Source organism: Microbacterium sp. C23T (assembly GCF_053345975.1).
On sequence record NZ_JBKFBD010000005.1, the window covers coordinates 160164 to 186824 of the forward strand.

24 protein-coding genes and 1 riboswitch are annotated in these 26661 nt (G+C 69.9%); of the genes, 10 read left to right on the forward strand and 14 right to left on the reverse strand.

What is annotated here, in order from left to right; all coding sequences use genetic code 11:
* Position 1: 1 nt before the first annotated feature.
* From ribH to ACLBXX_RS04670, 5 genes are all read right to left on the reverse strand, one after another.
* Entirely contained in the window at positions 2-478 is a 477-nt protein-coding gene (ribH, locus tag ACLBXX_RS04650; RefSeq protein WP_310289212.1) for a 6,7-dimethyl-8-ribityllumazine synthase, read from the reverse strand.
* Positions 475-1749, reverse strand: a complete 1275-nt coding sequence (gene ribA, locus ACLBXX_RS04655; RefSeq protein WP_387147966.1) for a GTP cyclohydrolase II — start codon at positions 1747-1749, stop codon at positions 475-477. Before ribA ends, ribH begins: the two co-directional genes overlap by 4 nt.
* Complete coding sequence (locus ACLBXX_RS04660; RefSeq protein ID WP_387147964.1) at positions 1746-2396, reverse strand: riboflavin synthase; 651 nt, start codon at positions 2394-2396, stop codon at positions 1746-1748. The genes ribA and ACLBXX_RS04660 overlap by 4 nt, the downstream gene beginning before the upstream one ends.
* Positions 2396-3433 (reverse strand): bifunctional diaminohydroxyphosphoribosylaminopyrimidine deaminase/5-amino-6-(5-phosphoribosylamino)uracil reductase RibD, encoded by a 1038-nt coding sequence (gene ribD, locus ACLBXX_RS04665; RefSeq protein WP_447657027.1) that lies wholly within the window; start codon positions 3431-3433, stop codon positions 2396-2398. Before ribD ends, ACLBXX_RS04660 begins: the two co-directional genes overlap by 1 nt.
* 69 nt (positions 3434-3502) lie before the next feature.
* Positions 3503-3675: riboswitch (FMN riboswitch) on the reverse strand.
* Positions 3676-3767: 92 nt separating this feature from the next.
* Positions 3768-4727, reverse strand: a complete 960-nt coding sequence (locus tag ACLBXX_RS04670) for a sugar-binding transcriptional regulator (protein ID WP_387147958.1) — start codon at positions 4725-4727, stop codon at positions 3768-3770.
* A gap of 87 nt (positions 4728-4814) precedes the next feature.
* Between ACLBXX_RS04670 and ACLBXX_RS04675 the strand changes: the two genes are divergently transcribed.
* Together ACLBXX_RS04675 and glpK are read left to right on the forward strand one after the other, a co-directional pair.
* Positions 4815-6542 (forward strand): FAD-dependent oxidoreductase, encoded by a 1728-nt coding sequence (locus ACLBXX_RS04675; RefSeq protein ID WP_447657028.1) that lies wholly within the window; start codon positions 4815-4817, stop codon positions 6540-6542.
* Positions 6543-6614: 72 nt separating this feature from the next.
* Positions 6615-8153, forward strand: a complete 1539-nt coding sequence (gene glpK / locus ACLBXX_RS04680; RefSeq protein ID WP_447657029.1) for a glycerol kinase GlpK — start codon at positions 6615-6617, stop codon at positions 8151-8153.
* A 3-nt stretch (positions 8154-8156) separates the two neighbouring features.
* On the opposite strand, the gene ACLBXX_RS04685 is transcribed toward glpK, so the two are convergent.
* From ACLBXX_RS04685 to sdhC, 9 genes are all read right to left on the reverse strand, one after another.
* The gene (locus ACLBXX_RS04685; protein WP_447657030.1) at positions 8157-9017 is read right to left on the reverse strand and encodes an Fpg/Nei family DNA glycosylase; all 861 of its coding nucleotides are present in this window, start codon (positions 9015-9017) and stop codon (positions 8157-8159) included.
* Positions 9018-9058: 41 nt separating this feature from the next.
* Positions 9059-9616 (reverse strand): GNAT family N-acetyltransferase, encoded by a 558-nt coding sequence (locus ACLBXX_RS04690; protein WP_447657031.1) that lies wholly within the window; start codon positions 9614-9616, stop codon positions 9059-9061.
* 12 nt (positions 9617-9628) lie between these two features.
* Positions 9629-10636, reverse strand: coding sequence for a tryptophan--tRNA ligase (trpS, locus tag ACLBXX_RS04695; RefSeq protein ID WP_387147942.1), 1008 nt, complete (start codon positions 10634-10636; stop codon positions 9629-9631).
* A 30-nt stretch (positions 10637-10666) separates the two neighbouring features.
* Entirely contained in the window at positions 10667-11533 is an 867-nt protein-coding gene (locus ACLBXX_RS04700) for an exodeoxyribonuclease III (protein ID WP_447657032.1), read from the reverse strand.
* 41 nt (positions 11534-11574) lie between these two features.
* The gene (locus ACLBXX_RS04705) at positions 11575-12891 is read right to left on the reverse strand and encodes a YihY/virulence factor BrkB family protein (RefSeq protein ID WP_447657033.1); all 1317 of its coding nucleotides are present in this window, start codon (positions 12889-12891) and stop codon (positions 11575-11577) included.
* A 77-nt stretch (positions 12892-12968) separates the two neighbouring features.
* Entirely contained in the window at positions 12969-13769 is an 801-nt protein-coding gene (locus tag ACLBXX_RS04710) for a succinate dehydrogenase iron-sulfur subunit (RefSeq protein WP_447657034.1), read from the reverse strand.
* Positions 13769-15592 (reverse strand): succinate dehydrogenase flavoprotein subunit, encoded by a 1824-nt coding sequence (gene sdhA / locus ACLBXX_RS04715; RefSeq protein WP_447657035.1) that lies wholly within the window; start codon positions 15590-15592, stop codon positions 13769-13771. The genes ACLBXX_RS04710 and sdhA overlap by 1 nt, the downstream gene beginning before the upstream one ends.
* 44 nt (positions 15593-15636) lie before the next feature.
* Positions 15637-16086 (reverse strand): succinate dehydrogenase hydrophobic membrane anchor subunit, encoded by a 450-nt coding sequence (locus tag ACLBXX_RS04720; protein WP_447657036.1) that lies wholly within the window; start codon positions 16084-16086, stop codon positions 15637-15639.
* The gene (sdhC, locus tag ACLBXX_RS04725; protein ID WP_310289241.1) at positions 16086-16517 is read right to left on the reverse strand and encodes a succinate dehydrogenase, cytochrome b556 subunit; all 432 of its coding nucleotides are present in this window, start codon (positions 16515-16517) and stop codon (positions 16086-16088) included. The genes ACLBXX_RS04720 and sdhC overlap by 1 nt, the downstream gene beginning before the upstream one ends.
* Positions 16518-16756: 239 nt before the next feature.
* Here sdhC and ACLBXX_RS04730 point away from each other — a divergent pair, with 239 nt between their 5' ends.
* From ACLBXX_RS04730 to ACLBXX_RS04765, 8 genes are all read left to right on the forward strand, one after another.
* Positions 16757-17872, forward strand: coding sequence for a mannose-1-phosphate guanylyltransferase (locus ACLBXX_RS04730; protein WP_447657037.1), 1116 nt, complete (start codon positions 16757-16759; stop codon positions 17870-17872).
* A 239-nt stretch (positions 17873-18111) separates the two neighbouring features.
* Positions 18112-19257 carry a BMP family lipoprotein gene (locus tag ACLBXX_RS04735; RefSeq protein ID WP_447657038.1) on the forward strand — a complete coding sequence of 382 codons (1146 nt, stop codon included), beginning with the start codon at positions 18112-18114 and terminating at the stop codon, positions 19255-19257.
* A 112-nt stretch (positions 19258-19369) separates the two neighbouring features.
* Entirely contained in the window at positions 19370-20884 is a 1515-nt protein-coding gene (locus ACLBXX_RS04740) for an ABC transporter ATP-binding protein (protein WP_447657039.1), read from the forward strand.
* Positions 20881-22248, forward strand: coding sequence for an ABC transporter permease (locus ACLBXX_RS04745; protein WP_447657040.1), 1368 nt, complete (start codon positions 20881-20883; stop codon positions 22246-22248). Before ACLBXX_RS04740 ends, ACLBXX_RS04745 begins: the two co-directional genes overlap by 4 nt.
* Positions 22245-23525 (forward strand): ABC transporter permease, encoded by a 1281-nt coding sequence (locus ACLBXX_RS04750; RefSeq protein WP_447657041.1) that lies wholly within the window; start codon positions 22245-22247, stop codon positions 23523-23525. Before ACLBXX_RS04745 ends, ACLBXX_RS04750 begins: the two co-directional genes overlap by 4 nt.
* A 96-nt stretch (positions 23526-23621) precedes the next feature.
* The gene (locus tag ACLBXX_RS04755) at positions 23622-24023 is read left to right on the forward strand and encodes a cytidine deaminase (RefSeq protein ID WP_310289255.1); all 402 of its coding nucleotides are present in this window, start codon (positions 23622-23624) and stop codon (positions 24021-24023) included.
* Positions 24020-25321 carry a thymidine phosphorylase gene (locus tag ACLBXX_RS04760; protein WP_447657042.1) on the forward strand — a complete coding sequence of 434 codons (1302 nt, stop codon included), beginning with the start codon at positions 24020-24022 and terminating at the stop codon, positions 25319-25321. Before ACLBXX_RS04755 ends, ACLBXX_RS04760 begins: the two co-directional genes overlap by 4 nt.
* 96 nt (positions 25322-25417) lie before the next feature.
* Positions 25418-26533, forward strand: a complete 1116-nt coding sequence (locus tag ACLBXX_RS04765) for an adenosine deaminase (RefSeq protein WP_375871335.1) — start codon at positions 25418-25420, stop codon at positions 26531-26533.
* The last annotated feature ends 128 nt before the right edge of the window (positions 26534-26661 follow it).

Sequence of the window (26661 nt, forward strand, 5' to 3'; positions counted from 1 at the left end):
CTCAGGCGCGCAGGTCGCGGAGCACCACAGCGGTGCGGATGGCCGCGTCGGCCGCCTCGAAGCCCTTGTCTTCGACGGAGCCCTCGAGGCCGGCGCGCGCGATGCCCTGGGCTTCGTCGTCGAGCGTCAGCACGCCGAATCCGACCGGCTTGCCGGTGTCGAGCGCGACGCGGGTGAGGCCGTCGGTCGCCGCGTTCGAGACGAACTCGAAGTGCGGTGTTCCGCCGCGGATGATGACGCCCAGCGCCACGACCGCGTCGGCTCCGGCCTCCAGGGCCGCCTTCGCCACGACGGGGAGCTCGAACGAGCCGGGCACGCGGACGAGCCGGTGCGAGGCGCCCGCGGCATCGGCGGCGCGTGCGGCGCCGGCGATGAGGCCGTCGGTGATCGTCTCGTGCCACGTCCCCGCGACGACGACCACGTCGAGTCCGCTGCCGTCGACCGGTGCCGTGGCCTCGGGTGCGCCCTTGCCGCTCATCGTTCTGCTCCTTCGTGCATGTGTGCGATGGCGTCCGCGAGGTCCGCCTCGTTGATGATGTGACCCATGCGATCGCGCTTGGTCTCGAGGTACTGGTGGTTGTTCGGGCCGACGCCGACCAGGAGCGGCACCTGCTCGACGATGTCGAGGCCGAGCTCGCGCAGCTGCTTGACCTTGTCGGTGTTGTTGGTCAGCAGGCGCACCTTCTCGACACCCAGGTCGGTGAGGATGCCGGCCGCCGCCGCGTAGTCGCGGGCGTCGGCGGGGAGGCCCAGCGCGAGGTTGGCGTCGACGGTGTCGAGGCCGCGCTCCTGCAGCGAGTACGCGCGCAGCTTGTTGATGAGGCCGATGCCGCGACCTTCGTGGCCGCGCATGTAGATGACCACGCCACCGTCCTGCTCGATGGCGTCGAGGGCGGCCTCGAGCTGCGGGCCGCACTCGCACTTGAGCGAGCCGAACGCCTCGCCCGTCAGGCACTCCGAGTGCACCCGGACGAGGGGCGCGTCCGAGAGCTCGCCCGCGACGACGGCGATGTGATCGGTGCCGGTGACGCGGTCCTTGTACGCGAGGAAGCGGAACTCTCCGTGCGCGGTGGGCACGTGCGCCTCGGCGCGCAGGCTCACGCGGCGCTTGTGCGCATTGCGGATCGCGGGGTCGCACGGGGCGTTCTCATCGAGATAGGCGGCGAGCTGCTCGATCGTGATGACCGGGATGCCGTACTCCGCGCCCAGCTCCTGGAGTCCGGGCAGGCGCATCATGCTGCCGTCCTCGGCGACGACCTCGCCGATGACGCCGACCGGTGCGAGCTCGGCGAGCTTCATGAGCTCGACGGCGGCCTCGGTGTGGCCCGCGCGCTCGCGCACGCCGCCGTCGACGGCGCGCAGCGGCAGGATGTGGCCGGGGCGGATCACGCTGGTGGGCGTCGACTCGGGGTTGGCGAGCACGTTGAGCGTGTGGGCGCGGTCCGCGGCGCTGATGCCGGTCGACACGCGGTCGGCGGCGTCCACGCTCACCGTGTACGCGGTGCCGCGCGCGTCCTCGTTGTTCTCGACCATCGGCGGCAGGTCGAGGCGGTCGGCCCAGTCGGCGGGCATCGGCGCGCACAGGAAGCCGCTCGTCCAGCGGACCGTCCACGCGACCCACTCGGGAGTGGCGAGCTGGGCCGACAGGATGACGTCGCCCTCGTTCTCGCGGTTCTCATCGTCCGCGACGATGACCGGCCGGCCGGCGCGCAGCGCCTCCAGGGCCTCGGGGATCGTGGCAAGGCTCATTTCGAGCCTCCTTCCGTGGGTGCGGACGCGTCCGCGGGGAATCGAGCGAAAGACAGCAGCCGCTGCACGTGGCGCGCCAGGATGTCGGTCTCGAGGTTGACGCGGTCGCCCGCCACGCGGGCGCCGAGGGTCGTCGCGGCGAGGGTCTCGGGGATGAGCGAGACCTCGAACCAGCCGTCGCCGGGGGCGGCCGCACTGGCTCCGCTCACGGTGAGGGAGACGCCGTCGACGGCGACCGAGCCCTTGTCGACGACGAGCGGCGCGAGCTCTGCGGGGACCGAGATGCGCAGCACCTGCCACTGTTCGCCGGGTCGCACCTCGAGCACTTCGCCGGTGCCGTCGATGTGGCCTTGCACGATGTGCCCGCCGAGGCGGCCGTGCGCGGCCGTCGCGCGCTCGAGGTTGACGACGCGGCCGGCGGAGACGCCCTCGAGGGTCGACATGTCGAGCGTCTGCTTCATCACGTCGGCCGTGAACCAGTCGGAGCCCTGGTCGACGACGGTGAGGCACACGCCGCTGACCGAGATGGAGTCGCCGTGCGCGGCATCCGACACGGCCTTCGGCCCGCGAACCGTCACACGCACGCCGTCTCCCGACGGCTCGACAGCGGTGACCTCGCCGATCTCCTCGATGATTCCGGTGAACATCACTCGTCTCCTTCCGAAGCGGGGTGGGCGACGAACAGCAGATCGTCGCCGAGTGGGATGACGGATGCCACGGCCAGGCGTCGCGCCTCGCCGATGGTGGTCACCCCGATGTCTTGCACCGCGAGCCGGTCGCCGCCGAGCAGCACCGGAGCGACGTATACGAGCAGTTCGTCGGCGAGGCGCTCACGCAGGAACGACGCCGCGACGGCAGGGCCGCCCTCGACGAACACGCGCTGCACCCCGCGGGTGCGCAGGTCTTCGAGCAGCGCGCGCAGACCGCCTGAGGCGTCGTCACCGGGGTACTGCACGAACGCGTGCGGATGCTGCCGCACGGCCGCCGCCTCGGGCACGGCGCGTGCGCCCACGACGACCGGGATCGGCTGGTGGGGCAGGAGCGACCCGTCCTCGGCGCGGGCGGTGAGCGCCGGGTCGTCGGCGAGCACCGTGCCGGTGCCGGCGACGATCGCGTCTGCTTCGGCGCGGCGACGGTGGACGTCGGCGCGAGCCTCTGTCCCGGTGATCCATTTGCTGGTGCCGTCGGATGCCGCGGCCCGGCCATCGAGGCTCTGGGCCCACTTCACCGTCACGTGCGGCCGGCGCAGGCGCTGGACCGTCAGCCACGAGTCGAGGAGCGCCGTCGCCTCGTCGGCGAGCAGGCCGGCCTCGACCTCGACGCCGCCTGCGCGCAGCCGCGTGGCGCCGCCGGAGGAGTGGTCCCCAGGATCGGCGATCGCGTAGACGACCCGCGTGACGCCTGCGGCGATGAGGGCCTCGGAGCACGGCCCGGTCCGACCGGTGTGGTTGCAGGGTTCGAGGGTCACGATCGCGGTCGCGCCGCGCGCGGCGCCGGGCGCGAGCCGCGACAGCGCGTCCACCTCGGCGTGCGGGGTGCCCGCACCGCGGTGCCAGCCCTCGGCGAGCACATCGCCGTCCGGCGACAGCAGGAGCGCGCCGACCTGAGGGTTCACGCCACGCGGACCGCGTCGGGCGATCGTCAGCGCCCGACGCATCGCGTCGTGTTCCGCTGTGCTCGCCATCCGGCCCCTCGTCTCGTCGTTCTCGACGCCCCGGGGCATGGGAAGCGGAGGCGCGCATGGCGACGCCTCAAGTGCTGCCTCCCATCCGGACTAGCGACCTGCTTCCCTCAGGAAACCTGTCGCATCACCGTCGGTTCCGGAATTTCACCGGATCGGCCGCGGCGGCATCCGAATCGGATGCTGATGCCTTGGCTCGCGGACTGTCACCGCCGGTTCGGATTCTCACCGACCCCGGAGCACGTTGATGCTCTCGAGTGTAGTCAACGCGGCATCCGTCCATTCATTCCATGTCTTCGAATGAAGTCCGCGCGCCCCGCTCAGGCGGCTTCCGGCCTCACTCCAGGAGCGCCCGCGCGGTGGCCTCGTCGACGATGAGATCCGTCGCGATGTGCGCGGCGAGGGCGCCCCGGAGGCTCGCGACCTTCGACACCCCCGACACGACGCAGAGGCGCCGGGGGATGCCGCGCAACAGGTCGAGGCTCGGGCCGGTGGCGCGGTCGTTGAGGGCGATTCCGTCGCTCGAGCCGTCCGCGCGGTAGAAGACGGTGGCCACGTCGCCGACGACGCCCTCGTCGGCGAGCTGATCGAGCTCGGCCGGCTCGAGGTAGCCGCCGCTGTAGACGTGGCTCGGCACGCGCGATCCCGCGGAGCCGGTGCTGAAGAGCACCAGGTCCATCGCGGGGAGCATGTCGAGGATGCGCCGCGTGCTGCGCTCGCGCCACATCGCGTCCTTCGTGCCGGGGTCGTCGAAGAACGCCGGCACGGGGAACTGCTGCGCGCTCCCGTCGTACGCGGCGGCGAACCGGCTGAGGATCTCGCTCGCATAGAGGAGACCGGTCGAGTGGGTGTTGCCCGAGCCGTTCAACTGCACGAATGTCGCGCCGTGCACCGGCTTGGGCACGAGGTGGCGGCTCACCGCCGCGGTCGTCGACCCCCAGGCGACGCCCACGATCATGTCGTCCTGCACGAGGTCCAGGAGCGCGTGCGCGGCGGCGATGGCGACGCGCTGCAGCCGGTCGACCTCGGTGGTGTCGTCGGGCACGGGAACGACTTGGGCGAGGATGCCGAAGCGCTCGGCCAGTCGCTCCTCGAGTCGCTGCGGCGCGGCGAACGGCGACCGGATGCGGATGTCGACGATGCCCGTCGCCCGCGCGTGCGTGAGCAGTCGTGACACCGTCGAACGCGACGTGCCGAGCTCCTGCGCGATCGCGTCCATGGTGCGGTCCTGCACGTAGTAGAGGTGCGCGGCCGTGAGCGCGCGCTGCATCGTGCGGGCGTCGCCGATCTGGTCCATGGATCCATGGTGCACGTATGTGCATATCGCCTGCAAGGACGTCCAGCGGTGTCATGATGGGACGACAGCACGACGACGGGGGATGCGATGACGGCGCGGGCAGCGGAACGAGGATGGGCGGCTCTCGCCGAGCGGCCTTACGCCGACGTGCTCATCATCGGCGGCGGCATCAACGGTCTCGCGACGTTCCGCGACCTCGCGATGCAGGGAGTGGACGTCGCACTCGTCGAGCGCGACGACTTCATCAGCGGCGCGTCGGCTGCGTCGTCGCACATGATCCACGGCGGCATCCGCTACCTCGAGAACGGCGAATTCCGGCTTGTGCACGAGGCCGTGACCGAGCGCAACGCGCTGCTGCGCACCGCCCCGCACTACGTCAGGCCGCTGCAGACCACCATTCCGATCTTCTCGACGTTCTCGGGAGTGCTGTCGGCGCCGCTGAAGTTCCTGCGCCACGGCGGCGGGAAGCACCGTGAGCGCGGGGCCGCGCTGATCAAGATCGGGCTCGTGATCTACGACTCCTTCTCCCGCGGGGGCGGGGTGTTCGGCAAGGGCACCGTCCCTCGACACACCTTCCACGGGCGCAAGCGTTCGCTCGCGCAGCTGCCTCAGCTGAACCCCGACGTGAAGTACACCGCGACCTACTGGGACGCGTCCCTCCACGACCCCGAGCGCCTCGCCATCGACGTGCTGCGCGACGGCCGCGCGGCGGGCGGCGATCGGGCGCGCGCCGCCAACTACACCGCGGCGGTCGGGGTCGACGGAGGACGGGTCGTGCTGCGCGACACGCTGACCGGCGAAGAGGCGCGGTTCTCGGCATCCGTCGTCGTGAATGCCAGCGGTCCGTGGACCGACCTCACCAATCTCGCCCTCGGCGACCCGACCCGGTACATGGGCGGGACGAAGGGCTCGCACGTCGTGCTCGACCACCCCACGCTGCTCGCCGCGACCGGCGGGCGGGAGCTGTTCTTCGAGAACGAGGACGGGCGCATCGTCCTCATCTACCCGCTGAAGGGCCGCGTTCTGGTCGGCACCACCGACCTCGAGCACGACATGGCCGACCCGATCGTGTGCACCGAGGCGGAGGTCGACTACTTCATCGAGCTCATCGGCCAGGTGCTGCCGTCGATCCCGGTCGAGCGCTCGCAGATCGTCTACCGGTTCGCCGGCGTGCGGCCGCTCCCCGGCCACGACGATGTCTCGCCGGGGTTCGTCTCGCGTGACTACCGGGTCGAGTCCGCGCCGCTGTCCGGTGGGGACGCGACGGTCCTGAGCCTCATCGGCGGCAAGTGGACGACCTTCCGTGCCTCGGCCGAGCATCTCGCCGACCGCGCCCTCGGGCTGCTGGCCCGACCACGCCGCAGTTCGACCCGAGGCGTGCCGATCGGCGGGGGCCGCGGATACCCGATGACCGAGCGCGCCCGCCGGCAATGGATCGCGGCTCACGCCGCCGACGTGCCTGCCGCCCGCGTCGCGATGCTGCTCGACCGCTACGGCACCGTCGCCGCCGCCGTCGTGGACGCGCTCGCCGCGGATGCCGACGACGCCCTGCTCGAGCACCTGCCGGGCTACAGCTCGGGCGAGCTGCGGCACCTCGCTGCGACGGAGGACGTGACGCATCTCGACGACCTGCTGCTGCGGCGCACGAGCATCGCGTTCGTCGGCGAGGCGACGGCGGAAGCGGTCGCCGAGGCGGCCGACGCCGTCGCGCCCGTGCTCGACTGGGACACCGCTCGAACCGCGCTCGAGGTGGAGCGTGCGCTGGACCGGATCCACGCCGCGGACCCGTCCTGGATCCCCGCCGCCGCGCGATAGCCTGACCGCACGCGCGCTGGGCGCGCGGCCGACCCGCGCGGGCGATGTCGCCCGCCGAGCAAGGAGACGACGTTGCCCGACCACGTGCTGTCCATCGACCAGGGCACGACCTCGACGCGTGCCATCGTGTTCGACGCCGCCGGTGCCGTGGTCGCCGTATCGCAGCGTGAGCACGAGCAGATCTTCCCCCGGGCCGGTCGCGTGGAGCACGACCCGGTCGAGATCTGGACCAACACCGAGTGGGTCATCGCGTCGTGTCTCTCGCGCGCCGGACTCGCAGCATCCGAGGTCGCCGCGATCGGCGTGACCAACCAGCGCGAGACGGCGATCGTCTGGGAGAAGCGCACCGGGCGTCCGGTGCACAACGCGCTCGTGTGGCAGGACACCCGCACCCAGCCCCGGATCGACGAGTTGGCGGCCGAAGGAGGCGCCGATCGATTCGCCGAGACTACGGGGCTGCCGCTCGCCACGTACTTCTCGGCGTCGAAGGTCGCGTGGATCCTCGACAACGTGGACGGAGCGCGAGCGGCCGCCGAAGCGGGAGAGCTGCTGTTCGGCACACCCGACACCTGGGTGGTGTGGAACCTCACGGGCGGCGCCCGCGGCGGCATCCATGTCACCGACGTCACCAACGCGTCGCGCACGCTGCTCATGGACCTGCGCACGCTCGACTGGTCGGACGACCTGCTCGCTGTGTGGGGCATCCCGCGCGCCATGATGCCCGAGATCCGCTCCTCATCCGAGGTCGTCGGTCACTCCTCGCTGCCCTCGGTGCTCGACGGGGTGCCGATCGCCGGGATCCTCGGCGACCAGCAGGCGGCGACCTTCGGGCAGGCCGCGTTCGACGCGGGGGAGTCGAAGAACACCTACGGCACGGGCAACTTCCTGCTCGTGAACACCGGCACCGAGATCGTGCGATCAGGAAGCGGCCTCATCACCACGGTCGGCTACCGCATCGGCGACGAGCCCGCCCGCTACGCGCTCGAGGGATCCATCGCCGTGACCGGGTCGCTCGTGCAGTGGCTGCGCGACAACCTGGGCATCATCCAGCGCTCCGAGGACGTCGAGACCCTCGCCACGAGCGTCGACGACAACGGCGGCGCCTACTTCGTGCCCGCGTTCTCCGGGCTCTTCGCGCCGTACTGGCGCCCCGACGCGCGTGGCGCGCTCGTCGGACTCACGCGCTACGTCAACAAGGCGCACATCGCACGCGCGGCGCTCGAGTCGACGGCGTTCCAGACGCGCGACGTGATCGACGCCGTGGTCGCCGACACCGGCCGCACGCTCGACGAGCTGCGCGTCGACGGCGGCATGACGCGCGACGACCTCCTCATGCAGTTCCAGGCCGACATCCTCGGCATCCCGGTCGTGCGCCCGAAGGTCGTCGAGACGACCGCGCTCGGCGCCGCGTACGCCGCAGGTCTCGCGACCGGCGTCTGGAGCGACCTCGACGAGCTCCGATCGCACTGGCGCGAGGACGTCCGCTTCGAGCCGCAGATGCCCGAGGACGAGCGCGAACGCCGCTATCGCCAGTGGCGCAAGGCCGTGTCGAAGGCGCTCGACTGGGTCGATGACGACGCTCGCGTGCTCATGGGCACGACCGGCGACTGAGAACTACTTCAGGAGGCGCGAGAGGCGGCGGTCGGCGAGGATCTTCCCGCCGGTCTGGCAGGTGGGGCAGTACTCGAGCGAGTTGTCCGCGAAGAAGACGCTCCGCACCTCGTCGCCGCAGACCGGGCATTTCTCGCCGCGACGCCCGTGGACCTGCATGCCCCGGCGTTTCGCGTCCTTCAGTTCGGCCGGTGGCTTTCCGGATGCCTCGGCGACAGCATCCGTCAGCGTCTCGGTCATCGCGTCGAACAGGCGCGTGATGTCGTCGTCGGACAGCGAGGACGCCAGCGCGTACGGCGACATCTTCGCCGCGTGCAGGATCTCGTCGGAGTATGCGTTGCCCACGCCCGCGATGATCATCTGGTCGCGCAGCACCCCCTTGATCTGCGTGCGACGGCCGGCGAGGAGCCCGGCGAAGGTGTCGCGCGTGAAGGAGGCGTCCAGAGGATCGGGGCCGAGCCGCGCGACGCCGGGGACGTCCGACGGATCGCGCACGACATAGACCGCGAGGGACTTCTTCGTGCCCGCCTCGGTGAGATCGAACCCGGCGCCATCGGACAGCGCGACGCGCAGCGCGATCGGGGTCTTGCCCGGGCGGATGATCGTCTTCGGCAGCTCGTCGTACCAGCGCAGCCACCCGGCCTTGGCGAGGTGGAACACGAGGTGCGGGCCGGTCGTGGCGAGGTCGATGAACTTGCCGTGGCGAGAGGCTCCCGTGATCTCCTGCCCATGCAGCGCATCGATCGGCGGGTCGTACGTCTTCAGCGCCGCGATGTTCGCGACGGTCGCCCGCGTGATCTGCACGCCGGTGAGCCGCTCGCGGAGGAAGTCGACGAGTCCCTGCACCTCGGGCATCTCGGGCATGCGCTCATCCTGCCATGCCGTGCCGACACGCGGACCGGTCGTCAGTCCCCGAGCACCTGCCAGGGCTGAGGCGTCCGCTCGTCCGTCGTCAGGAGAGCCGCGATCCAGCCGTCGTCGCGGTGCCGCGCGCTCACGAGCGCCTGGCGCAGGGTGCCCTCGAAGCGGAAGCCCAGAGCGCGGGCGACGCGCGCCGACGGCTCGTTGCCGACGACGGCGCGCCATTCGATGCGAGTGAGGCCGGCCCCGTCAGGCGAGAAGGCCCAGTCGATCACCGCGTTCGCGGCCTCGCGGAGGCGTCCGCCGCCGCGCTGATCCGGGGCGATCCAGTAGCCGATCTCCCCGTTGCCCTGACCGTCGAGCCGGTAGAACCCGACGGTGCCCACGAGGGTCGCGCCGTCGCGGATCACCCAGGTGCGGTGCAACTCGCCCGCCCACTGCTCGGCGACCGCGTCGATGAACTTCTCGGCGTCCTCGCGCGCGTACGGTGAGGGCACCCGCGTGTACCGCTGGATGTCGGGATCCTGGCACGCCGCGTGCACGGCGTCGACGTCCTCCGCGCGCGGCGCGGACAGCTCCAGGCGCGCGGTGCGCAGGGTCACGGGCTCCACGGGTCAGCGGGAGCGGCGGAGGAGGCCGACCTTGTCGTAGACATCGCCGAGCGTGCGGTTCGCGACCTCTTCGGCCTTGCCGGCGTTGACCGCGAGGACGCGGTCGAGCTCGGAGGGATCGTCGAGCATCTGCAGCGCGCGCTCGCGCACCGGGCCGAACTCGTTGACGACGACCTCGGCGAGGCCCTTCTTGAAGTCGCCGTAGCCGCGGCCCGCGTACTCGTCCTCGATGGACGGGATCTGGCGGCCGGTGAGGGCGGCGTAGATCACGAGCAGGTTCGAGACACCGGGCTTGGCCTCGCGGTCGTAGCGCACCGAGCCCTCGGAGTCGGTGACGGCGCGCATGATCTTCTTGGCCGAGACCGCCGGGTCGTCGAGCAGCCACAGCACGCCGGCATCGGACTCCGCCGACTTCGACATCTTCGCAGTGGGGTTCTGCAGATCGTAGATGCGGGCCGTCTCCTGCTGGATGACCGGCATCGGCACCTTGAACGTTTCGCCGAAGCGGCTGTTGAAGCGCTCGGCCAGGTCGCGGGTGAGCTCGACGTGCTGCTTCTGGTCGTCGCCGACGGGCACGATGTCGGTCTGGTACAGCAGGATGTCGGCGGCCATCAGCACCGGGTAGGTGAAGAGCCCGACCGAGGTCGCGTCCGAGCCGTAGCGCGAGGACTTGTCCTTGAACTGCGTCATGCGCCCGGCCTCGCCGAAGCCGGTGATCGTCGACAGGATCCACGCCAGCTCGGCGTGCGCGGGCACGTGCGACTGCACGTACAGCGTCGACTTCGAGGGCTCGATGCCGGCGGCGATGTACTGCGCGGCGGTGCGGCGCGTCTTCTCGCGCAGGTGCTCGGGGTCCTGCGCGACGGTGATCGCGTGCAGGTCGACCACCGAGAAGAACGCGTCGTACGACTCCTGCAGGTCGCGCCACTGCATGAGAGCCCCGATGTAGTTGCCGATCTGAAGGGAGTCGGCGGAGGGCTGCATGCCGGAGTACAGGCGCGATCTACTCATCCGAAAAGTCTATAGAGCGGATGCTGCGCCTCAGCGCCCGATCGTGTAGTCGGCGACGACGGGGGAGTGGTCGCTCCAGCGCGTGTCCCAAGAGGGCGCGCGCACCACACGGTAGTCGGCCACCCGGGCACCGAGCTCGGGCGTCGCGAGGTGGTAGTCGATGCGCCACCCGGTGTCGTTGTCGAACGCGCGTCCGCGCATCGACCACCAGGTGTAGGGGCCGTCGACGTCGCCGTGGAAGCGGCGGCCGATGTCGACCCAGCCGAGGCCCGGGCCCGTCGAGCCGTCGACCCCGGTGACCACCGCGCCCTCTTCGCCGAAGAAGCGGTCGAAGTACGCGCGCTCACGGGGGAGGAACCCGGCCTTCTTGACGTTGCCCTTCCAGTTGCGGATGTCGAACTCGCGGTGGCCGACGTTCAGGTCGCCCATGACGAGCGCGAGCGGGGATGCGGCCTCGAGCTGCGGCATCCGCCGCTCCATCGCGTCGAGGAACGCCCACTTCGCATCCTGCTTGGGGGTGTCGGCCTCGCCGGTGTGCACGTAGGCGCTCACGACGATGAGGCGCTCGCCGTCGATGTCGAAGTCGGCCTCGATCCAGCGGCCGGCGCTGTCGAGCACCTCGGCCGCGTCCTCGGCGGCGGGGCCGAGCACACGGCGCACCTCGACCGACGGGATGCGGCTGGCGACGGCCACGCCGGCGCGGCCCTTCGCGAGCGCTTCGTCGTTGACGATCTCCCAGCCCGGGAGCGCGGCGCGCAGCTCGTCCTCGGTGGCGCGGACCTCCTGGAGGGCCATCACGTCGATGTCGGCGGCGTCGAGCCACTCGAGCATGCCCTTGCGCGTCGCCGCGCGGATTCCGTTGACGTTGACAGAGGCGATGCGAACACGGCGAGACACGACGGCAAGACTATCCGGGGCCACCGACACCGGAGGACACGTCAGCCGTTGTCCTGGACGCGGGGCGGCCGGCCGCGCTTGGAGGGCTTGCTGGGTGTCGCGGTGGCCGGCGGAGCGGGGGCCGACGCCCGCCCCGGCGCGGCCCCGTTGCGCCCCGGCACCGACGGCGTCGCCGCTTCGACCTGGCGCAGCTCGTCCTCGGCCTCGCGGACGGCGCGGTCGGCGACCCACATGCGGTACCACGGCGCCTGGTCGCGCGCGTCCTGCGCGGTGCGCAGCCGCACGCGCGCGGCGACGAGCAGCGCCGCGTGCTCGGCGGCGACCCGCTCGGCATCGGTCTGCGGCAGCATCACGACATCGCGGTCCTTCGCCGCGACGGCGATCCAGGCGGCCGCGACGAGCATGACGATTCCCAGCAGCCGGAACCACAGCAGCATCCCGATGAAGATCGCGAACGTCGCCAGCAGCGGGTTCGACGGGGTGTAGCTCAGCAGGAGACCGGCACCGAGCTGGAGTACCGAGATGCCGAGTCCGCCGAGCATCGCGCCCGGCCAGATCCGCCGCCACGGGAGCTTCGTCCCGGTGAGGAAGCGGAAGAGTCCGGTCAGTGCCGCCGACGTGATCACGAAGCCGATGAGCACCGAGCCCACGCTCACGCTGATGTCGGTGAAGGCGCTGGTGTTCTTGAACCCGATCAGCGAGAGGATCCATTCGACCGCGTAGGCGCCGACGGTGCTCAGCATCGCGCCGAGGATGAGCGCCGCGCCGAAGATGAGGGCGGCGAGGAAGTCGCGCGCCTTCAGCAGGAAGTAGCTGCGGCGGTCGGGCGGGATGGCGAACAGTTCGCGGACCGCGCGGCGCGAGTAGGTCACCCAGTCGATCGCGGTCCAGATCAGGGTGCCGAGGGCGATGATGCCTGTCCACCCGAGCACCCCGGAGTTGCTGGAGGCGATCTCCTGCACCTGATCCGGGGTCGCGAGGCCACCGGAGTCCGCGATGAGGCCGGGGATGTAGACGTTGATCAGGTCGATGAGGGCGTCGACGGCCTCCGTGCTGCCGCCGAGCCAGATCCCCACGATCGCGAAGACGAGGTAGATTGCGGCGAAGCAGGCGAACAGCGCGACATAGCTGACGCCCGCAGCGAGCAGGAACCCGTTCTCGATGAGGAAGTGCCGCCACACCCGCACCGGGAACCACGCCATCGTCGCCTGCGTGAGCCGCGTCGCGCGGCTGATCGGTGCGTCGAAGCGCTGCCGGAGGCTGTGCTCGGTCGCCTCCCAGCGCTCCCGGAGCGACTCCTCTTCGCGCTGCGCGGCGTCCGCCGCCGCACGGGCGTCGGGCGGGGGAGTGTGCGTCACGGTGTTCAGATTAGCGACAGACGGATGCCGCATCGCTCAGCGATGCGGCATCCGTCTGTCCGGAAAGAGAACCGGGGTTACGCGCGGCCGCGGAGGACCGCCTGCTTGACCTCGGCGATCGCCTTGGTGACCTCGATGCCGCGCGGGCACGCCTCGGTGCAGTTGAAGGTCGTGCGGCAGCGCCACACGCCTTCCTTGTCGTTGAGGATGTCGAGGCGCACGTCGCCCGCGTCGTCGCGCGAGTCGAAGATGAAGCGGTGCGCGTTGACGATGGCCGCGGGGCCGAAGTACTGGCCGTCGGTCCAGAAGACGGGGCACGACGACGTGCACGCCGCGCAGAGGATGCACTTCGTGGTGTCGTCGAAGACCTCGCGGTCGACGATCGACTGGATGCGCTCCTTGCCCTTCTCGGGCGTCGAGTTCGCGATGAGGAACGGCTGAACCTCGCGGTATGACGCGAAGAAGGGCTCCATGTCGACGACGAGGTCCTTCTCGAGCGGCAGGCCCTTGATGGCCTCGACGTAGATTGGCTGCGAGATGTCGAGGTCCTTGATGAGCGTCTTGCACGCGAGCCGGTTGCGGCCGTTGATGCGCATCGCGTCGGACCCGCAGATGCCGTGGGCGCACGAGCGGCGGAACGTCAGCGAGCCGTCGACCTCCCACTTGATCTTGTGCAGGGCGTCCAGCACGCGGTCGGTCGAGTACAGCTCGACGTCGTAGTCGACCCAGCGCGGCTCCTCATCGACCTCGGGGTCGAAGCGCCGGATGATGAAGGTGACGAGGAACGACTGGATGCCGGTGTCGTTCGCGGACTCCTCTGCGCGGACGGGCGCGTCGGCGTCGGTGCGCTCGATGACGTCGGTGACCGAGGTCGCCATCAGTACTTCCTCTCCATCGGCGGGTAGTTCAACTCGCCCTTTTCGTTCTTCGTGAAGACGACGGGCTTCCAGGCGAGGCGGATGTGGTCCTCGGCGTTCGACGAGTGCGGGTCGCCCGACAGGTACGCCATGGTGTGCTGCATGTAGTTCTCGTCGTCGCGCTTCGGGAAGTCGTCGCGCATGTGGCCGCCGCGGCTCTCCTGGCGGTTCTTCGCGGTGACGACGACGACCTCGGCGATGTCGAGGAGGAAGCCGAGCTCGACGGCCTCGAGCAGGTCGGTGTTGAACCGCTTGCCCTTGTCGTCGACATGGACGTTCTTGTAGCGCTCGCGCAGCTCTTCGATCGTGAGGAGCACCTCGCCCAGCGACTCATCGGTGCGGAACACCTGGGCCTTGCGGTCCATCTCGTCCTGCAGCGTCTTGCGGAGGACGGCGATGCGCTCGGTGCCCGGGTTGTTGCGGAGGCCCTCGATGAGGTTGCGCACCTCGGCGGCGGGGTCCTCGGGGAGCGGCACGAAGTCGGCGGTCTGCACGTACTCGACCGCGTTGCGGCCGGCGCGCTTGCCGAAGACGTTGATGTCGAGCAGCGAGTTGGTGCCGAGGCGGTTCGAGCCGTGCACCGAGACGCACGCGCACTCGCCGGCGGCATACAGCCCGGGGACGACCGTCGTGTTGTCGCTCAGCACCTGCGCGTCGTTGTTCGTGGGGATGCCGCCCATCGCGTAGTGCGCGGTCGGCATGACGGGCACCGGCTCGACGACCGGGTCGACGCCCAGATAAGTGCGCGCGAACTCGGTGATGTCGGGGAGCTTCGTCTCGAGGACTTCTGCGCCCAGATGCGTGCAGTCCAGCAGCACGTAGTCGCGGTGGGGTCCGGCGCCGCGGCCCTCCGCGACCTCCTGCACCATGCAGCGGCTGACGATGTCTCGCGGCGCGAGGTCCTTGATGGTGGGGGCGTAGCGCTCCATGAAGCGCTCGCCGCTCACGTTGCGCAGGATCGCGCCTTCACCGCGGGCACCTTCGGTGAGGAGGATGCCGAGCCCGGCGAGACCGGTCGGGTGGAACTGGAAGAACTCCATGTCCTCCAGCGGCAGGCCCTTGCGCCAGATGATGCCGACGCCGTCACCGGTGAGGGTGTGCGCGTTCGACGTCGTCTTGAAGATCTTGCCGAAGCCGCCGGTCGCGAAGATGACGGCCTTCGACTGGAAGACGTGCAGGTCGCCCGTGGCGAGCTCGTAGGCGACGACGCCCGCGATCTGCTTGTCCGTGCCGTCGCCGACCGTGATGAGGTCGAGCACGTAGAACTCGTTGAAGAAGTTGATGCCGAGCTTGACGCAGTTCTGGAACAGCGTCTGCAGGATCATGTGGCCGGTCCGGTCGGCTGCGTAGCACGCGCGGCGCACCGGGGTCTTGCCGTGGTCGGCGGTGTGCCCGCCGAAGCGGCGCTGGTCGATCTTGCCCTCGGGCGTGCGGTTGAACGGGAGGCCCATGTTCTCGAGGTCGATGACCGCGTCGATGGCCTCCTTCGCGAGGATCTCGGCCGCGTCCTGGTCGACGAGGTAGTCGCCGCCCTTGACGGTGTCGAAGGTGTGCCACTCCCACGAGTCCTCTTCGACGTTGGCCAGGGCCGCCGCCATGCCGCCCTGCGCCGCGCCGGTGTGCGAGCGGGTGGGGTACAGCTTCGAGATGACGGCCGTCTTCGCCCCGGGGCCCGCCTCGATGGCGGCGCGCATGCCGGCGCCGCCGGCGCCCACGATGACGATGTCGAACTGGTGGTAGTGGACGCCGTCCTTGACGTAGCTGTCGGTGGTCTCAGTGCTCACGCTGGGTGCTTTCGATGGTCGATGCTCGGGGGTCGCCCGAACGCTTAGGCGCAGATTCCGATGATGACGTCGGACGCGGTGTCGGGGTCGAAGCCGATGCACGGGTCGAACGTGAAGACGACGAGCGTGCCGAGCACGATGAGGAACGCGGCAGCGAGGCCGAGCGCCCAGACGAGCACGCGGCGGGTGCCGGCATGGGTCACGTAGTCGTTGACGATCGTGCGCATGCCGTTCGCGCCGTGGATCAGCGCGAGCCACAGCATGAGGACGTCCCACCACTGCCAGAACGGCGTCGCGTACTTGCCGGCGACGAACGCGAAGTCGATGCCGTGGATGCCCTCGCCGACCATCAGGTTCACGAAGAGGTGGCCGAAGATGAGGACCACGAGCAGCACGCCCGAGGCGCGCATGTAGACCCAGCCCCACTTCTCGAGGTTGGCGCCCCGGCGGCGGACGGTGGCGCGCGGCGCGCGCGGATCGGCGATGGCGGTCATCAGTGGCCCCCTCCCGGAGCGAAGGCGAGCATGAGGTGACGCGGGACGAAGCCCAGCATCGTCACGACCCACAGGCCCAGCACGCCCCACCACAGCTGGCGCTGGTGGCGGGTGGCCCACGACCACATGTCGACCAGGATGATGCGCAGGCCGTTGTACGCGTGGTACGCGATGGCGCCGACCAGGGCGACCTCGCCCAGGGCCATCACCGGGTTCTTGTACGTGCCGATCACCGCGTCGTACGCCTCGGGCGACACCCGGATGAGCGCCGTGTCGAGGATGTGGACGAGCAGGAAGAAGAAGATGGCGACGCCGGTGATGCGGTGCAGCACCCACGACCACATGCCTTCGTTCCCGCGGTACAGGGTGCCGCGAGGAACTCGGGAAGTGGTCTCGGATACCGACGGTGTGACGCGTGCTGGTGCAGACACGTCCGTCCTCCTTGGATCGAAACACGATGGGGCTGGCCTCGGACTGCGAGGACGGCCCCCGAAGAGGGCCCGGAACCGTGGGCTTCGGGCCGTCGGCGTCACGCGGGCGCTGCGTCCATCCTATTCCCGCATTTCGCGGACGGGCGACGAAGGCGACCCTTACGACCCCTCCATCCGGAGGGATCTTCACCGCTGGAAAGAACCCCGGTTGTTTCGCCGATCCGGCTAGCCTGGGTGCCATGTCCGGACCCATCGACGACTTCTACGCCGTGATCCCCGCCGGCGGCATCGGCAGCCGGCTGTGGCCGCTGTCGCGCGCCGACGCGCCGAAGTTCCTCCACGACCTCACCGGCTCGGGCCACACGCTGCTGGGCGACACGTGGAACCGGCTGGAGCCTCTCGCCGGACCCGACCGCATCGCCGTCGTGACCGGGCGCGCGCACCGTGCGGCGGTGGAGAAGGAGCTGCCGGGCATCCCCGACAAGAACGTCTTCCTGGAATCGGAACCCCGCGACTCGACGGCCGCGATCGGCTTGGCCGCCGCGATCCTCTCGCGTCGCGAGCCCGACGTGATCATCGGCTCGTTCGCCGCCGACCACGTCATCCGCGTGCCGCAGCTTTTCGAGTGGGCGGTGAACCAGGCGGTCTCCACCGCGCGCGAGGGGTACATCTGCACGATCGGCATCCAGCCCTCCGAGCCGTCCGTCGGGTTCGGCTACATCAAGAAGGGCGACGCGCTGAAGGTCGACGGGGCGCCCGAGGCCGCGCTGGTCGAGAGCTTCGTCGAGAAGCCCGACCTCGAGACGGCGAAGGAGTACTTCGCCGACCGCAACTATCTCTGGAACGCCGGCATGTTCATCTCGCGCGCCGACGTGCTGCTCGGCGAGATCGCCGAGAACGAGCCTCACCTCTACGCGGGTCTCATGGACCTCGCCGAGGCATGGGACGACCGCGACGAGCGCGGCCCGGTGGTCGACCGGGTCTGGCCGACGCTCAAGAAGATCGCGATCGACTACACCGTCGCCGAGCCCGCGGCCGCCAAGGGGCGCCTCGCCGTCATCCCCGGGCACTTCGACTGGGACGACGTGGGCGACTTCGCAAGCCTCGCCAAGCTCAACTCCCACGGTCGCAAGAACGACCTCGCGATCCTCGGCGAGAACGCCCGCATCCTCTCCGATGCCGCCAGCGGCATCGTCGTGAGCCAGACCCGGCGGGTCATCAGCCTCATCGGTGTCCGCGACATCGTCGTGGTCGACACCGAGGACGCGCTGCTGGTCACCACGAGCGAGCACGCGCAGCGGGTGAAGGGCGTCGTCGACGCGCTCAAGCTCAGCGGGCGCGGCGAAGTTCTGTGAAAACGGATGCTGCGGCTCGCGGCTGGGCCCACGCGCCCCGAGGCTCCGCGGATCGCGCCGGCGAGGCGTGGAGTGGGCGTGGGGACCGTTTTCCCTGATCGTCTGCTCATCTGAGCGGGATATTGCGTCTTTGTAACCTTTCGCGAACGACGCCTCACGATGCATGCAACCGCGCCGTCACAGTGGGTAACTTGATGCAGTCCCCGTGAAGGCCGCGGGGGAACGTAGTGGAGGCTGAGTTGACCATCTCACGCACCAAGAAGCTCGTCGGCGTCACCGTCGCCGCGGGCATGCTGATCGCCCTCGCCGGCTGCGGCTCCGCCCCTGAGGAGACGGAATCCACGGGAGACGCCGGAAACGTCGTCGAGGGCTTCACCCCCTGCCTCGTGTCGGACGACGGCGGCTTCAACGACAAGTCGTTCAACCAGTCCGCCAAGGAAGGCATGGACCGCGCCGCCGAAGAGCTCGGCGTCAAGCCCATCGAGGTCGAGTCCAGCTCGGCGAACGACTACGCCCCGAACCTCGAGAACCTCATCGCCGAGGGCTGCACGTTCATCATCTCGGTCGGCTTCAAGCTGTCGGCCGACACGGTCGCCTCCGCGCTCGCGAACCCCGACGTGAACTACGCCATCATCGACGACCGCGCCGACAACAGCGGCAAGACGGGTGACGACGGCAAGGAGACCGGCGACGGCGAGACCGACGCGCCGAACATCAAGCCGCTCCTGTTCGACACCGTCCAGGCCGCGTACCTCGGCGGCTACGCCGCGGCCGCGTGGTCGGCGCAGGCCGGCGTCAACAAGGTCGGCACGTTCGGCGGCATCCCGATCCCGCCCGTCACCATCTTCATGGACGGCTTCATCGACGGCGTCGAGAAGTACAACGAAGACAAGGGCGCCGCGGTCGAGACCTACGGCTGGGACGTCGACGCCCAGGAGGGCTCGATGACCGGTGGCTTCGCCGCGAACGACACCGCCAAGCAGACCGCGCAGGGCATCCTCGACCAGGGTGTCGACGTGATCCTCCCGGTCGGCGGCCCGATCTACCAGAGCGCGCGCGACGCCATCACCGACGCCGGCAGTGGCACGGTCATGCTCGGTGTCGACTCCGACCTCGCCAAGGCCGACCCCTCGGTCGCCGACATGGTGCTGGTCTCGATCATGAAGCGCATCGACGAGGCCGTCTACCAGGCGACCATGGAGGCGTCGTCGGGCGACTTCGACCCGGCCACCTACATCGGCACGCTCGAGAACGAGGGCGTGGGCCTGTCGGGCTTCGGCTCGTTCGAGTCGCAGCTGCCGGAGGGCCTGCTCGATGAGCTCGCCGCCCTCCAGGAGCAGATCATCTCGGGCGACCTCGAGGTGACCTCGCCCAGCTCGCCGTAAGGCAGCAGGAACAGCGGAACGCGGCCGGGTGGACGACTCCACCCGGCCGCGTTCTTCCCCGCCGCCATCAGATGGATGGCGCCGCGGCCGACAGCATATATAGGGTGCACATATGAAGCTCGAGCTCCGTGGGATCACGAAGCGTTTCGGGTCCCTCGTCGCGAACGACCACATCGATCTCGTGGTCCAGCCGGGTGAGATCCATGCCCTTCTCGGCGAGAACGGCGCCGGCAAATCCACACTCATGAACGTGCTCTACGGCCTGTACCAGGCCGATGAGGGCGAGATCCTGCTGGACGACGTCGTCCAGCACTTCCGCGGTCCCGGCGACGCGATGAACGCGGGCATCGGCATGGTGCACCAGCACTTCATGCTCATCCCGGTCTTCACCGTCGCCGAGAACGTGATGCTCGGTCACGAGAACACCAAGGCGCTGGGCGCCCTCGACCTCGCCAAGGCGCGCCAGCACGTGCGCTCCGTCGCCGACCGCTTCGGGTTCGAGGTCGATCCCGACGCCATCGTCGGCGATCTCCCCGTGGGCGTGCAGCAGCGGGTCGAGATCATCAAGGCCCTGTCGCGCGATGCGAAGGTGCTCGTCTTCGACGAGCCGACCGCCGTGCTCACGCCGCAGGAGACCGACGAGCTCATGACGATCATGAAGCAGCTGCGCGATGAGGGCACCTCGATCGTCTTCATCACGCACAAGCTGCGCGAGGTGCGCGCCGTCGCCGACCGCATCACCGTCATCCGGCTCGGCAAGGTCGTGGGCGAGGCCTCGCCGACCGCCTCCAACGCGGAGCTCGCGTCCCTCATGGTCGGCCGCGCGGTCGAGCTCACCGTCCACAAGAACCCGCCCCAGCGCGGCGAGGGCGGACTCGAGGTGCGAGACCTCCGCGTCGTCACCGCGAACGGCACCGTCGTCGTGGACGACGTGAGCTTCGACGTCCGGCCGGGCGAGATCCTCGCGGTCGCGGGCGTCCAGGGCAACGGCCAGACCGAGCTCATCGAGGCCATGGTGGGCCTCGGGGAGCGCGTGAGCGGCTCGATCGAGCTCGGCGGCGTCGAGCTCGTCGGCAAGAGCGTGCGCGGCATCCTCGACGAGGGCGTCGGGTTCGTGCCCGAGGATCGCACCGAGGACGGACTCGTAGGCACCTTCACGGTGGCGGAGAACCTCATCCTCGACCGATCCGGCGACAAGGCCTTCGTGTCGGGCGGCACGATCCGCCGCGGCGTGCTCGACGACTTCGCCAAGGCCCGTATCACCGAGTACGACATCCGCACCCAGGGCCCCGATGTGCCCGCCGGGACGCTCTCGGGCGGCAACCAGCAGAAGGTCGTCATCGCGCGCGAGATGAGCCGCGAGCTGAAGCTGCTCGTCGCAGCGCAGCCCACGCGCGGCGTCGACGTCGGCTCGATCGAGTTCATCCACAAACGCATAGTCGAGACGCGGGACTCCGGCATCCCGGTCGTCGTCGTCTCCACCGAGCTCGACGAGGTCGCGGCCCTCGCCGACCGCATCGCGGTGATGTACCGCGGAGCGATCGTCGGCATCGTGCCCGGCGACACCCCCCGAGACGTTCTCGGCCTCATGATGGCCGGCGAGAAGCCCGAGGAGGCCGTCGCGTGAACGACCAGAACCCCGCTGCGAGCGGCGACCCGCTCAAGGGGCTGCCGGCTGATCAGCTCCCGTCCGTGTCGGGCCCGCTCACGGGTTCGCCGGATCTGCCCGCCCCCACACCCGACGCGCCCGGTGCCGTCGACGGCGAGGTGCCTCCGCCGCCGCGGCAGAACGTCTTCATCAAGGAGCTGCTGCGCAGCAACTGGGTGACCACGGTGCTCGCGATCGTCGTGGCGATGGTCGTGGGCGGCATCCTGATGGCGATCACGAACGAGGACGTCCAGGCGGCGTCCGGCTACTTCTTCGCGCGACCCGGCGACACCCTCGGCGCCGTCTGGAACGCGGTGTACGGCGGCTACGAGGCGCTCTTCCGCGGGGCGATCTACAACCCCAGGGCGAACGACTTCGCGACGCAGATCCGACCGCTCACCAACACGCTCGGCTTCGCCGCCCCGCTGATCGCCGCAGGCCTCGGCGTGGCGCTGGCGTTCCGCGTGGGCCTGTTCAACATCGGTGGTCGCGGCCAGATCCTCATCGCGTGTGCGACGGCGGCGCTCATCACCTTCAACCTGAACCTGCCGATGTTCCTGCAACTTCCCCTCACGCTCGCGGCGGGTATCGCCGGCGGTGCGATCTGGGGTGGCATCGTCGGTGTGCTGAAGGCGCGCACCGGTGCCCACGAGGTGATCCTCACCATCATGCTCAACTACGTCGCGTTCTACCTCGTGACGTGGATGGTGCGCACCCCCGGCATCCTGCAGCGGCCGGCGGGCGACCAGCCGATCTCGTCGGCGACGCCGGCGAACGCGCAGTTCCCCGACCTGCTCGGGCCCCGGTTCCCCCTGCTCGACTGGGGCTTCGTGATCGTCATCGCGGCCACCGTGTTCGTGTGGTGGCTGGTGGAGCGCTCGAGCCTCGGCTTCCGGCTCCGCGCCGTCGGCGAGAACCCGCACGCCGCCCGGGCGTCCGGCATCTCCGTGCAGCGGATGTACATCTACGCGATGCTCTTCGCCGGTGGACTCGCAGGCCTCGCCGGCATGAACCAGATCCAGGGCTCGGTGACCACCGGCTTCGACGGGTACATCGACGCGGGCATCGGCTTCGACGCCATCACCGTCGCCCTCCTCGGCCGCAGCCGGGCATGGGGCGTGTTCGCCGCCGGCATCCTGTTCGGTGCGCTGAAGGCCGGTTCGTTCACGATGCAGGCCTCGCAGGGCATCCCCGTCGACATCGTGCTCGTCGTGCAGTCGCTCATCGTCCTGTTCATCGCGGCGCCGCCGCTCATCCGCACGATCTTCTTCCTGCCGAAGACCGATGCTGAGAAGGCCGCCAAGGCGAGAGCCAAGGCCGCGAAGAAGGCGGTGTCCGCATGACCGCGCTCGCTCCTGCTCCCGACGGGACGATCCAGCTGGCCACCGTGAAGGTGCGCCACCTGAAGCTGGCGGTGACCCTCGCGATCGCGACGGCCCTGCTGGCGCTCCTCTTCCTGTTCGTCCCGCGCAACGGCATCAGCACCTTCCGGCTGAGCGACCCGAGCTCGTCGATCGGCCTGCCGAACGTGAGCTTCCCGACCGCCGTGACCTGCTGGGTCCTGATCGGCTTCCTCGTGCTCCTGACGCTCTGGGCGTTCTGGGACTCGGCGAACTACCGCCGCACCGGCCTCTGGCTGCCGATCGTGTTCAGCCTCCTCGCCGTGTTCGCGTTCCTCGTGTGGGCCGCCGCCGGTGGGCTCGTGCCCGTCACCGGCCTTCTGTTCGGCGCGCTGTCGCTGTCGGTCCCGCTGATCTTCGGTGCCCTCGGAGGCGTCATCGGCGAGCGGGTCGGCGTCGTCAATGTCGCGATCGAGGGTCAATTCCTGTTCGGTGCGTTCAGCGCGGCGCTGCTTGCGAGCATCACCCACAACCCGTTCGTCGGGCTCGTGGGCGCGATGGTGGGCGGCGTTCTCGTGGCGTTCGTGCTGGCGGCGTTCTCGATCAAGTACCTCGTCGACCAGGTGATCGTCGGCGTCGTGCTCAACGTCCTCGTGACCGGCCTGACCGGCTTCCTCTACGGCGCGCTGCTCGTGCCGAACGAGGCCGACCTCAACCGCCCGGTGCGCTTCACGCGGTGGGAGATCCCGCTGCTCAGCGACATCCCGATCATCGGACCCGTGCTGTTCAACCAGACGTTCATCGTCTACCTCATGTACATCACGGTCGCGCTCGTCGCCTGGGGCCTCTACCGCACCCGCTGGGGTCTGCGGCTCCGCGCCGTCGGCGAGCACCCGCAGGCGGCCGACACGGTGGGCATCAAGGTGAACACCAGCCGGTTCTGGAACGTATCGCTCGCGGGTGCGATCGCCGGCATCGGCGGCGCGTACTTCACGCTCGTCTCGGTGGGCCAGTTCACCAAGGAGATGACGGCGGGCCTCGGCTTCATCGCCCTCGCCGCGGTCATCTTCGGCCGCTGGGACCCGATCCGGGCGACCCTCGCGGCGCTGCTGTTCGGGTTCGCGACCAACCTGCAGAACCTCCTGACCGTGCTGCGGACGCCGATCCCCAGCGAGTTCATGCTGATGCTGCCGTACGTCGTGACGATCATCGCCGTCGCCGGCTTCGCGGGTCAGATCCGCGGCCCAGCCGCCGCCGGCAAACCATACATCAAGGGATGACGCGGTGCCTGCCGTGCGTGTGAAGGGCGACGGATGCCGGGCCGCGGCATCCGTCGACCCTCCTGATACCCGACCCGACGCGAACGGAGCGCGCTCATGACCGATATCGACTGGGATGAGCTGCGCGCCGCGGCGACCGACGCGATGCAGCGGGCCTACGCCCCCTACTCGCGCTACAAGGTCGGCGCCGCCGCCCTTGTGACCGACGGGCGCATCGTCACCGGCTGCAACGTCGAGAACGCGTCGTACGGCGTCACCCTCTGCGCCGAGTGCGGTCTCGTCAGCGAGCTGGCGAACTCGGGCGGCGGGAGCCTCGTCGCATTCGTCTGCGTCAACGGCCATGGCGACACGATCATGCCGTGCGGCCGCTGCCGGCAGCTGCTCTTCGAATTCGCGATCCCGGGCATGCTGCTCGAGACGGTGTCGGGCATCCGCACCATCGACGAGGTGCTGCCCGACGCGTTCGGACCCCGCGACCTCGAGGAGGCGACCCGATGAGCGATGCGACGGGCGTCGAGCCGTTCGACGCGGTCGACGTGATCCGCGCCAAGCGCGACGGCGGTGCGGTGCCGGAGCAGGCGCTGCGCTGGATGGTCGACGCCTACACCCGCGGGTACGTCGCCGACTCGCAGATGGCCTCGTTCGCGATGGCCGTCCTCCTCAACGGCATGACGCGCGACGAGATCCGCGTCATGACCGACGCGATGATCGCCTCGGGGGAGCGGATGAGCTTCTCGGGGCTCGGCAAGCCCACGGTCGACAAGCACTCGACCGGCGGCGTCGGCGACAAGATCACGCTGCCGCTGGCTCCGCTCGTCGCGAGCTTCGGCGTCGCGGTGCCGCAGCTGTCTGGCCGCGGGCTCGGCCACACCGGCGGCACGCTCGACAAGCTCGAGTCGATCCCCGGCTGGCGCGCGGCACTCTCGAACGACGAGATGTTCGCGCAGCTCCAAGGCGTCGGTGCGGTCATCTGCGCCGCGGGCTCGGGTCTCGCTCCGGCCGACAAGAAGCTCTATGCGCTGCGCGACGTCACCGGCACCGTCGAGGCGATCCCGCTGATCGCGTCGAGCATCATGTCCAAGAAGATCGCCGAGGGCACCGACGCGCTCGTGCTCGACGTCAAGTTCGGCTCCGGCGCCTTCATGCGCGACGTCGACCGGGCGCGCGAGCTCGCCCGCACGATGGTCGCGCTCGGCACCGACTCGGGCGTCTCCACGACCGCCCTCCTCACCGACATGAACACGCCGCTCGGCCTCGCCATCGGCAACGCCAACGAGGTGCGCGAGTCGGTCGAGGTGCTCGCCGGCGGCGGCCCCGCCGACATCGTCGAGCTGACGGTGGCGCTCGCCCGCGAGATGCTCGCGCTCGCCGGCCAGCCGGACGCCGACGTCGAGGCGGCGCTCCAGGACGGCCGCGCGATGGATGCCTGGCGCGCGATGATCATCGCGCAGGACGGCGATCCGGATGCTGCGCTCCCCGCCCCGAACGAGACGCACACGGTCACCGCGACCGAGGGCGGCTACGTCACCGGCATGGAGGCGCTCCCGTTCGGCATCGCCGCGTGGCGCCTGGGAGCCGGACGCGCACGCGCGCAGGACCCGGTGCTGCACGCGGCGGGCATCGATCTTCACGTGAAGCCCGGCGATCAGGTGAGCGCCGGCCAGCCGCTGTTCACCCTTCTCGGCGAGGATGCCTCCCGGTTCGACCGCGCCCTCGAAGCCCTCGACGGGGCGTGGGAGATCGGCCCCGACGCACCCGAGCGCAGTCCTCTCGTCCTGGAACGCATCACCGCCTAGGCTGAGTCAGTCCCGCGCCGGGCCCGACGCGGCGCCCGGGCCGCAGCATCCGTCCGCACACCACTGACTCGCGATCGCAACCGAGGAGAATCCCAAATGCCCATCGACCAGCACGGCGACGCCATCCTCGACGGAGTGTCGCTCCGCAGCCTGCCCAAGGTCTCGCTGCACGATCACCTCGACGGCGGCGTGCGCCCCGCGACGATCATCGAACTGGCCGACGCGATCGGGTTCGAGGTCCCCGAGTCCGACCCGGACGACCTCGCGGACTGGTTCGCCGACAAGAGCGACTCGGGCTCGCTCGTCGAGTACCTCAAGACCTTCGATCTGACGATCGGCGTCATGCAGACGCGCGAGGGCCTCACGCGGGTCGCCCGCGAGTTCGTCGAGGACCTCGCCGCCGACGGCGTCATCTACGGAGAGGTGCGCTGGGCACCTGAGCAGCACCTCGGCCGCGGGCTGTCGCTCGACGAGGTCGTCGCGGCGGTGCAGGAGGGCATCGAGGAGGGCGAGGACGCGGCCGAGAGCCGCGGCCACGACATCCGTGTCGGCCAGCTGATCTCGGCCATGCGTCACAGCGACCGCTCGCTCGAGATCGCTCGGCTGGCCGTGGACTGGCGCAACCGCGGCGCGGTCGGGTTCGACATCGCGGGTCCCGAGGACGGATTCCCGCCGTCGCGCCTGCGCGACGCGTTCGACTACCTGGCGTCGGAGTTCTTCCCCGCCACCGTGCACGCGGGCGAGGCCGCCGGCCTGGACTCGATCCGCTCGGCGCTGATCGACGGCCGCGCGCTGCGCCTCGGCCATGGCGTGCGCCTCGCCGAGGACCTCGAGGTCGTCTCGCGCGCCGGCGAGGAGGTGCTCGTCCAGTTCGGCGACCTGGCGCGCTGGGTGCGCGACCGCGAGATCCCGCTCGAGCTGTCGCCGTCGTCGAACCTGCAGACCGGTGCCATCGAGCGCTGGGGCACGACGATGGAGGACCACCCCTTCGATCTGCTCTACCAGCTCGGCTTCGCGGTCACCGTGAACGTCGACAACCGCACGATGAGCCGCACGTCGCTCACGCGCGAGCTCGCGCTGCTCGCCGAGACCTTCGAGTACGGCCTCGACGACCTCGAGGCCTTCCAGCTCAACGCCGCCGCCGGCGCCTTCCTCCCGGTGGAGGAGCGCGAGGAGCTCATCGACCTCATCGCCGACGGCTTCGACGCCTAGCTGTGATGTCCAGGGACGTTGTTTTGTGAATCGCGGTTGAGCTGCTGATAGGTGAAGGCCTCCGGTTGTGAAGTGGAGCTGTCTAGAAACCGCTTCACGAACCAGGAGGCCTTCGTGTCCCACGCTAA

Excerpts from the sequence above, each read along its gene's own strand:
- ribA (WP_387147966.1), bottom strand. The coding sequence starts at position 1,749 with ATGAGCCTTGCCACGATCCCCGAGGCCCTGGAGGCGCTGCGCGCCGGC.
- ACLBXX_RS04685 (WP_447657030.1), bottom strand. The coding sequence starts at position 9,017 with ATGCCCGAGATGCCCGAGGTGCAGGGACTCGTCGACTTCCTCCGCGAG.
- ACLBXX_RS04765 (WP_375871335.1), top strand. The coding sequence starts at position 25,418 with ATGCCCATCGACCAGCACGGCGACGCCATCCTCGACGGAGTGTCGCTC.
- ACLBXX_RS04675 (WP_447657028.1), top strand. The coding sequence starts at position 4,815 with ATGACGGCGCGGGCAGCGGAACGAGGATGGGCGGCTCTCGCCGAGCGG.
- ribD (WP_447657027.1), bottom strand. The coding sequence starts at position 3,433 with ATGGCGAGCACAGCGGAACACGACGCGATGCGTCGGGCGCTGACGATC.
- ACLBXX_RS04760 (WP_447657042.1), top strand. The coding sequence starts at position 24,020 with ATGAGCGATGCGACGGGCGTCGAGCCGTTCGACGCGGTCGACGTGATC.
- trpS (WP_387147942.1), bottom strand. The coding sequence starts at position 10,636 with ATGAGTAGATCGCGCCTGTACTCCGGCATGCAGCCCTCCGCCGACTCC.
- ACLBXX_RS04730 (WP_447657037.1), top strand. The coding sequence starts at position 16,757 with ATGTCCGGACCCATCGACGACTTCTACGCCGTGATCCCCGCCGGCGGC.
- ACLBXX_RS04670 (WP_387147958.1), bottom strand. The coding sequence starts at position 4,727 with ATGGACCAGATCGGCGACGCCCGCACGATGCAGCGCGCGCTCACGGCC.
- ACLBXX_RS04720 (WP_447657036.1), bottom strand. The coding sequence starts at position 16,086 with ATGACCGCCATCGCCGATCCGCGCGCGCCGCGCGCCACCGTCCGCCGC.
- ACLBXX_RS04755 (WP_310289255.1), top strand. The coding sequence starts at position 23,622 with ATGACCGATATCGACTGGGATGAGCTGCGCGCCGCGGCGACCGACGCG.
- ACLBXX_RS04750 (WP_447657041.1), top strand. The coding sequence starts at position 22,245 with ATGACCGCGCTCGCTCCTGCTCCCGACGGGACGATCCAGCTGGCCACC.
- ACLBXX_RS04660 (WP_387147964.1), bottom strand. The coding sequence starts at position 2,396 with ATGTTCACCGGAATCATCGAGGAGATCGGCGAGGTCACCGCTGTCGAG.
- ACLBXX_RS04710 (WP_447657034.1), bottom strand. The coding sequence starts at position 13,769 with ATGGCGACCTCGGTCACCGACGTCATCGAGCGCACCGACGCCGACGCG.
- ribH (WP_310289212.1), bottom strand. The coding sequence starts at position 478 with ATGAGCGGCAAGGGCGCACCCGAGGCCACGGCACCGGTCGACGGCAGC.
- ACLBXX_RS04740 (WP_447657039.1), top strand. The coding sequence starts at position 19,370 with ATGAAGCTCGAGCTCCGTGGGATCACGAAGCGTTTCGGGTCCCTCGTC.